An 8,812-nucleotide genomic window follows, 5' to 3' on the forward strand; every position below is an offset into this window, starting at 1 on the left:
GCCAACCTTACTCAAAGCATGTCTCGGAAGGGGAATTGTTTAGATAATGCCCCAATAGAAAGTTTTTTCAACCTAATGAAACGTGAATGCTTAAAGCGGTTAAAGATTTCATCGATCAACCAATTACGTGAAGTTGTCCAAGATTATATTTCTTGGTTTAATTACGAAAGAATTTCATTAAATAAAAAAGGATTGACTCCGGTTGAATATCGAAATCAATCCATTAGTTAAAATTTGATAAAATGTCTAACTTTTCTATGGCACTTCAGTTTGAACTCTGGAGGCCTATTGTGTAATTTAGATGTTAATTTATTGTTGTGGATTATTATTACCAGTATTGCCAGCATTACCAGCGTTTGAATTCTTCGTAGTAGTCGAGTTTTGATTATTAGTGGAAGCATTAGCAGCGGAACTGCTTGCCGCTGGAGCAGTCGAGGAAGCATTATTTGTGGTTGTTGAACTATTATTGTTGCTTCGTCGACTAGTGGTCGTGCTTGAACTTTCGTTGGTACTAGATTCAGAAGAACGTGATTCCTTTTTGCTGGAACTGGTGGATGATGAGAAGAGTGAACTGGAATCCAGGTCATCATCGTCATTGCTGTCATCGGCCGTATATTCAAGGGCCCACTTGGAATCTTTGATTACTAGCTGCCGCTTGCCATTGACTTTGACGGCTTCGACTGAATCTGGCATCGACCAGTTGGAGGCGTGATTTTGGCTATCCAAATAATTCATTAAATCCTTGTAAAGTAAGATTGCGGATTGGGTGTACTGATCGGTCAATCCCTTGTTTTGCATTGGGTGGTCATAACCGGTCCAGACGGCAATTGAATAGTTCTTAGTATAGCCAGCCATCCAGGAATCCATCGCACCTGAGTGACCACTTCCGGATGGATAATTGGTTGTTCCAGTCTTACCAGCCTGGTGTACACCATCCAACTGAGCAGCGGTGGCACTTCCTTCTTGAGAATTCTTGAAGACACCCTTAAGCATATCGGTGATCATGTAGGCGGTTGCTTTATTCATTGCCCGTTTACCATGAGGGTTAAATTGTTTAACTTCGCCATCTTGAGTGGTAATCGAGTTGATATAGTAAGGCTTATAGTAAGTCCCACCGTTAGCGAAGGCGGCATAGGCAGAAGCAACTTGCAATGGTGAAATGTAAAGAGCGATTCCGCTTTGTAAGGTGTAAGGATCCTTTTGGGAGATCCCGAGGCCGTTGACGAAATCAGTTGCCCGTTTAATTCCGACCTGTTGCAAGGTGCGAATTGCTGGAACGTTTCGTGATTGAACAAGAGCTTCCCGCATTGTCATTGCGCCCTTATACTTGTTATCAAAGTCTTTTAGAACCTTGTTAGTACCAGGGTAAACAAATTTGGTATCTTGAACCTGTTTAAAAGTTGGCCATTGCAGATACTCGATTGCTGGACCGTAATCCATTAGCGGCTTAGCAGTGGAGCCAGAACTCCGGTTGGTCTGAACAGCCCGATTTAGGCCGTAGATAACGTGGCCGGTATGACGCCCACCAAGCATGGCAACAATCTGACCATTGTGTGGATCGGTAACGGCTACTCCGGCTTGCATCTGGTTGCTTTGGAAAGGAACAGAGTTATTGGCTTCATCGTAGAGGTGTCGTTGAGCATCCAGGTCGAGATTAGTATGAACCTTCAGCCCATCGTTATATGGGTTATAACCCCTTGCCTCCAAATCAGACAAGACTTGCTTAACATAGGCATCAACAACTGCTTCTTTGACACCAGTGCCGTTATTGGACGTATTCCCATGGTTAGGGTCTAGTCCGTCAGTGATATTTTCACTGGCCGCTTGATTGGCCTGGGCTTGGGTGATGTATTTACTCCGGACCATCGCGTTGAGTACTTCGTTACGCCGTTGAGTAGCGTATTTGGTATTATCAGCGAGCGGATTATAGTAGGAAGGTGACTGAGGCATTCCAGCGAGTAGTGCTTCTTGAGAAAGGTCAAGCTGGTTTAGATTCTTACCATAATAGTACTGAGCCGCCGTTTGCATACCATAAACCCCGTTACCCATGTAAACTTTATTAATGTAGAAGTTTAGAATTTGGCTTTTGGAGAAATGACGTTCAACATTGATCGCCAACCAAGCTTCTTGAGCTTTACGTTTAAACGTCCGATCCGAGGCGGCTGTTGAGAAGACCGATAGTTTGACTAATTGTTGGGTGAGGGTAGAACCGCCCTGCATCCCTGTTGAGTGACCAAAGATGTTGGCCGTGGCCGCTCCCATAATTCGAATTGGGTCGACTCCATGGTGCTTGTAGAAGCGGCGGTCTTCAATAGCAACGACGGCGTGTTTAAGATTGGTCGGTACTTGGTTGTTCTTTGCATATTCGCGCTTTTGAGCACCCAGACGGGAAATTACCCGGTTTTGATCGTCATAGATAGTAGTGGTATTTTGACCAGCTAATTCATTACGACTAATTCGTGGTGCACTAGAGGCATAGTAAAAGAAAAGGGCGGTCCCAGCGACGAAAAGTAGAACAATAATACCGAGAATCCATAAGAGAATTCGTTTGGCGAGGCCACCCCTTTCTGGTGGTTGTTCATCGTAGTCCGCTTGGTGACGGGCGCTACGACTCGGTTGATCATTTGTATTCATTGTAGACTCCTTTGTGATCGGCAGCGATGATCTGGTCAACTGCCTCTAAATATGGTAGGCGAGGGTTAAGCCGGTACTTAATTTGAAAGCCCCGGCGCTGAATATCAGTTAACCGAATTGATTTGCGGCCACCCTGGTCTTGCTGGTCCCAATAATGAAATAAAATTGTGGCGGGCAACAGGTAGACGAGATCGAGCTCGGTAAATTTGATGAAGGCAAAACAAATTCCCCCCAGGTTAACGCATTCCCGCATGTGGTTGATCTGGTGAAGATGAAAATTCTTTAATGGGAAGGAGCGACGGTTGCGTGTTTCCTTGGCATCAAAGTCAATATAACGTCCCCTATAGATACCGTTATAATCGGTTGTCGATGGCCGTCGGAAGTATGCCTCCCGGATCACTGCGGCACTTCGTTTAGGGTAGTCAACCTTGACCAATTGAATTGGGGTCGGCTTTTTATGAATGACCGCGATATGGTTGGCCAGGTAGTATTGATTGCTATGGTTAATTTCATCTTCAAGTGACATCCCCCGTTTAGCGTAAATCGACTGGTGGGGGGTCGGCAAATCATGATCCACATGGTATGATTGCATGGGATGTTGACCATTGGGATAGTGAATTGTCATAAGGTATCACTCTCCTAACTAGCCTTATATTATACCAGATAATAGTTAAGATAATGATACAGTATTGTTACGGAGGTGAGGATGGTGCGTCGACTGTGGCTGACGGGCTACCGAAGTTATGAACTAAACGTGTTTCATGATGACGATCCTAAGGTGAAGGTCATTAAGAAGGTCCTGACCGAACACCTGCGTGGAATGCTAGAAGAAGATACCGATGAATTTTGGCTGATTTCGGGGCCCCAACTTGGTACAGAACGTTGGGGGCTGGAGTGCGGATTAAAGCTGCAGAAAGATTTTTCTCAGTTGAAACTGGCCCTGATGGAACCGTATACTGATTTTTCTCAACGTTGGAATGCGGAAAACCAAGAAAAACTAGCTGACATAAAAAATCACGTTAATTTTACGGCACCGGTAACTAATCATCCTTACCAATCGCCTCGTCAGTTACGAACTTACCAGCGCTTCATGTTGACCCATACTGACAGGATGTTACTGCTTTATGATCCTGAATATAAGGGCAAGCCTCAATATGATTATCACCGTGCTCAACGCTATGGTGAAGGGCATACTTATCCCTTATCTTTGATTGATTTTGATGAACTTCAGGAGGCCGCTGTGGAATGGGGTGAGGAGCAGCATGAGCAACAAAGTCAAAATTGACCCTTGCAATTATGGGGGAGTTTGGTATAGTTATTTATGTATCACGCGTACTAAACAATTGAGGTGTTTAAGTTGGATAGCATAAAGTTTACTCCGCAAGACATTTTGCATAAGCAATTTAAAGAGAAAAACATTGGTAAGGGCTATGATGAAGCCGATGTCGATGCTTTTCTTGATGATGTTATCAAGGACTATGACACTTTTAATAAAGAAGTTAACCGACTCAATGATGAAAATGAACGTCTGCGAGCTAAGGTTGATGAATTAAATCGTCAGGTTGAGGTTGGTTCGACGATGAATGCTCATGCGAACAACCAACAACCAGTTTCCAATGCTACCAATATGGATATTCTCAAGCGTTTATCTAATTTGGAGCGACGAGTCTTTGGTTCCCAAATTAATGGTAACGAAGGCCAGGATGATTCACACCTGCTTTAGGATGCGTTATTAAAATTAAATTTTGCAAGCTTTGGGTAATTGAGCACAGCTAATGTTGTGTTAGGAAGGTCCATGCTCGCACGGGCTGTGATGCCCGTAGTGTTTGTGCTCGCTGAAAAAATAAGGCGGGGCACCGATTCTGTCGGTGACGGCGGAAGAAACGGCTAAGGTTTCGACTATGCCCGAGTATTCCTGAAAAGTGCCACAGTGACGATACAGCTTGGAAAACTGAGCTGGTGGAACGCGGTAAACCCCTCAAGCGGTAAACCCAAACTACGGTAGGGGAGCTTTGGATAGCAAACTGAAGCGATTCCAGGGGAGAGTTTTTTACTCTGAGATAGATGATTACCTCGGGGCGGTTATTACCTGGTAGCCGTCCTACGACAAAACATGGCCTATAGATGCTTGCAATCAGGTGCCCGGATTTGTCCGGGCTTTTTTTTAAAGTAAATCCCATCTTGGTATAAAAACTATTATAATAGAAGTGTAGTTTCGTTGATGTGAATAGAAGGGAAGTCCATACTAAGATGGTTAAAGCAATTACGCAACGACAATCGGTTCGTAAATTTTTGACGGCAGGATTGAGTGAAGCAACAGTACAGAAATTGATTGAAGCCTTTCAAGCTGCTCCGTGCGGAATGCACCAGATGGATGTTATGCAAGCAGTTGTAGTGACTGACGCCCAGCTTTGTCAACAGGTTGAAGATGCAACAGGGGATGCCTGTTACGGAGCACCATTGCTTTTTATTATTCTGACGAAAAAGGGTAGTGAATTTGGTGAACGAGATGCCTCGGTGGCTGCCGAAAATGTGATGATTGAGGCAACTGACCTTGGCTTAGGTTCAGTTTATGTTATGGGTGGAGCCAAAAAGCTTAACCATTATGCTGGTGTTTTACAGTCATTGAAAGTTCCAGATGGATTTCAAGTAACGACAATTGTGCCAGTTGGGAAGGCGGCTGAACAGCCAGCTGCTGAAGACCGGGGCAATCGGTACCAGGTTCAGGTTATTAGTTGATTTCTCAAGTTAACGTGAGAAGAAAAAACTGTTTACTAGTAAAAAGAACTAGTGAACAGTTTTTTTGTTTACAATTTGTCTGTGTTAAAATAGCAGTTAGCAATTTAAAATGAGGAAGTGTAAAATCGTGCAAAAGTACCATTTAATAGCAACTGCTGCGGCCGGTATCGAGGCTTTGGTTGGTAAGGAATTACGGCGTATGGGCTATGAGACTCGCGTAGAAAATGGCCGGGTACGTTACGATGGCAGTATGAAGGATATCATTAGGACTAATCTCTGGCTACGGACGGCTGACCGGGTCAAGATTATTGTTGGTGAGTTTGACGCTCGCACCTTTGATGACCTTTTTGACCAGACAAACGACCTGCCATGGGAAGATTACTTGCCGGTAGATGCTCAATTCCCGGTAGAAGGAAAGAGTCACCGTTCCCAGTTGCACAATACCCCCAGTGTTCAGGCGATTGTGAAGAAGGCAATTGTTCAACGGCTCAGTCGAGTTTATCATCGACGGACGCGCTTACCTGAAACGGGGAATCTATATCCACTAGAAGTATCCATTAATAAGGACCATGTTCTCTTAACCCTGGATACGACTGGAGAGGGACTTTTTAAACGGGGTTACCGGAAAAATAAGGGTGGTGCCCCACTAAAGGAAAACATGGCCGCGGCCTTGGTTATGTTAGCACACTGGTTTCCTGATAATCCATTTGTTGATCCAGTCTGTGGTTCAGGAACGATTCCGATCGAGGCGGCACTTTATGGTCATAATATCGCCCCAGGAATTAACCGCTCTTTTACCTGTGAGCAGTGGGTTAATTTGACGCCGGATGGTCTATCTGACGAGGTTCGTGATGAAGCTGATGCTGCGGCTGATTATGATGTTAAGCTCGATATTCATGGCTATGATATTGATCAAAATATGATCGACATCGCTAATGAAAATTGTCAGGCGGCTGGTTTGACTCATGATATTACTTTCAAGCAGTTAGCGGTTAAAGATTGGCGGACCGATAAGATTAATGGAGTGATTGTTGCTAACCCACCGTACGGAGAACGGCTGAGTGACCATGCGGCCGTCCATGAACTCTATCGGCAAATGGGAGAGCTTTATCGACCGCTGACCACTTGGAGCAAATATATTCTAACGGCCGACATGGGCTTTGAGAAATACTATGGGGCTAAGGCTACTAAACGGCGGAAGCTTTACAATGGTGCCTTACGAACAGATCTTTTCCAGTTTTGGGGTCATAAGAAAAGGTAACACTATAAAACCGCATAATAGCAGTAATATCGAAGTATTTTAAACTTGTAAAACATACTATGATGGCAATTAAATGGTTTTTTATTGATTAAAGGCTAAAAATTTTTCCTAATGCTCCTGAAACTATTAAAAATAAAAGCTTTAATGAATATGAACAATTGGCACTAACAAATGACAAAAAAATACAACAGCAAGCGGCAATTGTTTCAACGATGGGGATGTCCAAAGTTGTGGCCGAGTAAAATGTCAGACGATCACTAATATGGGTAGAATTGATTATGTTCAGCATGAAAAGAAAGTTATTGCTATAGGTGATTTAGGAGAAAAGATAGTTATGGAGAGTGAGAGAGCTAAATTGGATAATAAACATCCAAAGCTTGCCAAGCAAATCTTACAGGTGTCCTTACTATTAGACAAATGTGGTTATGATATTAAGTCATTTGAAGAAGATGAATCGCCTAGATACATTGAAGTTAAATCTACAAATGAACCTTATAAAAAGCAATTTAGCTTCTATTTGACTGAGAATGAGCGTCAGTACGCAAAGATCCTTAATAACTAGTGGCTGTATCGTGTATTCGATGTGGATGGTATACCTCGAATAGTCAGAATTAAGGATCCATTTAATAATAGGCAAAAAATGAGTAGATTAATTCCTGTTCAGTATCAAGCGACTATTCGACTTAAGAAGTAATCTTTATTAAAAACGTGCTACTAAAGAAGTAACACGTTTTTATTTTAAACATAGTAAAAATTATGAAATAAAGCGCCGCAGAACTATAAAACCAATACCAATAAAATATTTAAATTTTTCTCATAGATAGAGAGCCTTTTTACAATATAAGTTGACAACTAATAATAAAATAGTAATATGTAGCTGTAAGCTAATTACTAGCTTAAGCAACCCCAACTTTCAAATTCTAGATATGAAAGGGGTTAGGGTTATGCTTACAGTGGTAAGCGCCCTTTTAGGGATCGCCGGAGCTTATCGGCTAGTCTGTAAAGGCTACTTAGATTACTGGCAAGGGCGAACCTTAAAAGAAAAAGCCTTAAAAAAGCGGCACAAACGCTTAAATAAGGCTAAAAATAAACAATGACTTACATTTTAGGGAATCGTGGTGCGGTTCCCTTTTACATATACTAAGTATACTATGAAACTTAAAAAATAGGAAGATACAAGCGTGTTAAAAGTTTTATTAGATATAATTATTTTGACGGTTGCTTTATATGTAAGCTATCGGCTGATAAAATCCGGTAATTACTATTTCAAAAAAGCACTAAAAATTAGGAAACAGCTAAAAGAAAGAAAACACCGTAACACTTAAAATCAAAGAAGAGAGGAAAGCCGAAAATGCCACGTCCTAAAAAATACACTGAAGAAGAAGCACACAAGCGGCAACTAAAGCGTGTAGCCACATATAACCGGGCCCACAAATCAGAAGCCTATCGCTATCAGAAAAAATCAAGGGCGCGGGGCTTTATCAAAAACGATGCTACACGTGAAGAATTGCTAGAATTGCGCGACCTTATAGATAAAAAATTGAAAGAGCTGAAAAATTAGAAACGTCGGGAGACTTTACTGATACAAAAAAATTCCATTTTAAGATTACAAGGATAGAAATTTGACATGAAAAGTCAAAAAATATAATGAAGCGTTAGCAGATACCCATGCAATCCTTAAAGGACTTCAACAATTAAGTAATGAATTTACATAAATTAACATCTTCAAAACTGATCAATTTTTATTCTACCGACTGATTTTTTGACTGACCAGGATAAGAGTTGCAAATATTGCTATCGCACTGACAATCCTGTTATTGTCGGTAGCCGCGATTAATTTTGCAAAGGCTTACGCGATAATAAAAAAAGCTAATCGCAAATAGCGACTAGCTGGCAAAATCAATTTCCGGAACGCAAAGAGTCAAGAGCCCAAACCTCTTGGCTTTTTGCATATATAGTATACCATACTAATATAAGAAGGTCGATACTCCCCAGAAGTGGGATAGTAAAAAGCAAGGATAAGAACCGAATCTATCGTTACCGTTCTTATGCTCGTAAGTTTGTTCGAGACATTGCAACGGAAGATGACCTCAAAGAACTACAAGAGTTGATACATAAACAATTAAGGCGATAGCACTAGCTACCGTTTTTTGTTTTAGAATAGTTGTTGGAGTTAAA

10 protein-coding genes and 1 other RNA gene are annotated in these 8,812 nt (G+C 41.9%); 9 read left to right on the forward strand and 2 right to left on the reverse strand.

The window, feature by feature from the left end:
* A partial coding sequence (locus ACEYV4_RS08190; RefSeq protein ID WP_373842830.1) for an IS3 family transposase occupies positions 1–231 on the forward strand: 231 nt, incomplete at its 5' end.
* A 78-nt stretch (positions 232–309) separates the two neighbouring features.
* Here the strand turns inward: ACEYV4_RS08190 and ACEYV4_RS08195 are convergent.
* A complete protein-coding gene (locus ACEYV4_RS08195) occupies positions 310–2,634 on the reverse strand; it encodes a PBP1A family penicillin-binding protein (RefSeq protein WP_373842831.1) in 2,325 nt (774 codons plus the stop codon).
* The gene (gene recU, locus ACEYV4_RS08200; protein ID WP_373842832.1) at positions 2,621–3,259 is read right to left on the reverse strand and encodes a Holliday junction resolvase RecU; all 639 of its coding nucleotides are present in this window, start codon (positions 3,257–3,259) and stop codon (positions 2,621–2,623) included. Before recU ends, ACEYV4_RS08195 begins: the two co-directional genes overlap by 14 nt.
* Positions 3,260–3,343: 84 nt before the next feature.
* Between recU and ACEYV4_RS08205 the strand changes: the two genes are divergently transcribed.
* The 8 genes from ACEYV4_RS08205 to ACEYV4_RS08240 all read left to right on the forward strand — a co-directional run bounded on the left by ACEYV4_RS08205 (position 3,344) and on the right by ACEYV4_RS08240 (position 8,195).
* Positions 3,344–3,919, forward strand: coding sequence for a DUF1273 domain-containing protein (locus ACEYV4_RS08205; protein WP_373842839.1), 576 nt, complete (start codon positions 3,344–3,346; stop codon positions 3,917–3,919).
* 72 nt (positions 3,920–3,991) lie between these two features.
* Positions 3,992–4,357 (forward strand): cell division regulator GpsB, encoded by a 366-nt coding sequence (gpsB, locus tag ACEYV4_RS08210; protein WP_373842833.1) that lies wholly within the window; start codon positions 3,992–3,994, stop codon positions 4,355–4,357.
* Between the two features lie 27 nt (positions 4,358–4,384).
* Positions 4,385–4,760: RNase P RNA component class B (gene rnpB, locus ACEYV4_RS08215), an RNA gene on the forward strand.
* Between the two features lie 124 nt (positions 4,761–4,884).
* Positions 4,885–5,373, forward strand: coding sequence for a nitroreductase family protein (locus ACEYV4_RS08220; RefSeq protein WP_373842834.1), 489 nt, complete (start codon positions 4,885–4,887; stop codon positions 5,371–5,373).
* Between the two features lie 127 nt (positions 5,374–5,500).
* Positions 5,501–6,634, forward strand: coding sequence for a class I SAM-dependent RNA methyltransferase (locus tag ACEYV4_RS08225; protein WP_373842835.1), 1,134 nt, complete (start codon positions 5,501–5,503; stop codon positions 6,632–6,634).
* A 262-nt stretch (positions 6,635–6,896) separates the two neighbouring features.
* On the forward strand, positions 6,897–7,196 hold the full coding sequence (locus ACEYV4_RS08230) for a DUF3883 domain-containing protein (protein WP_373842836.1): 300 nt from the start codon (positions 6,897–6,899) through the stop codon (positions 7,194–7,196).
* Between the two features lie 382 nt (positions 7,197–7,578).
* Complete coding sequence (locus ACEYV4_RS08235; RefSeq protein ID WP_373842837.1) at positions 7,579–7,731, forward strand: hypothetical protein; 153 nt, start codon at positions 7,579–7,581, stop codon at positions 7,729–7,731.
* Between the two features lie 254 nt (positions 7,732–7,985).
* Complete coding sequence (locus ACEYV4_RS08240; protein WP_373842838.1) at positions 7,986–8,195, forward strand: hypothetical protein; 210 nt, start codon at positions 7,986–7,988, stop codon at positions 8,193–8,195.
* The last annotated feature ends 617 nt before the right edge of the window (positions 8,196–8,812 follow it).

The organism is Limosilactobacillus sp. (assembly GCF_041859915.1).
GTDB lineage: Bacteria > Bacillota > Bacilli > Lactobacillales > Lactobacillaceae > Limosilactobacillus.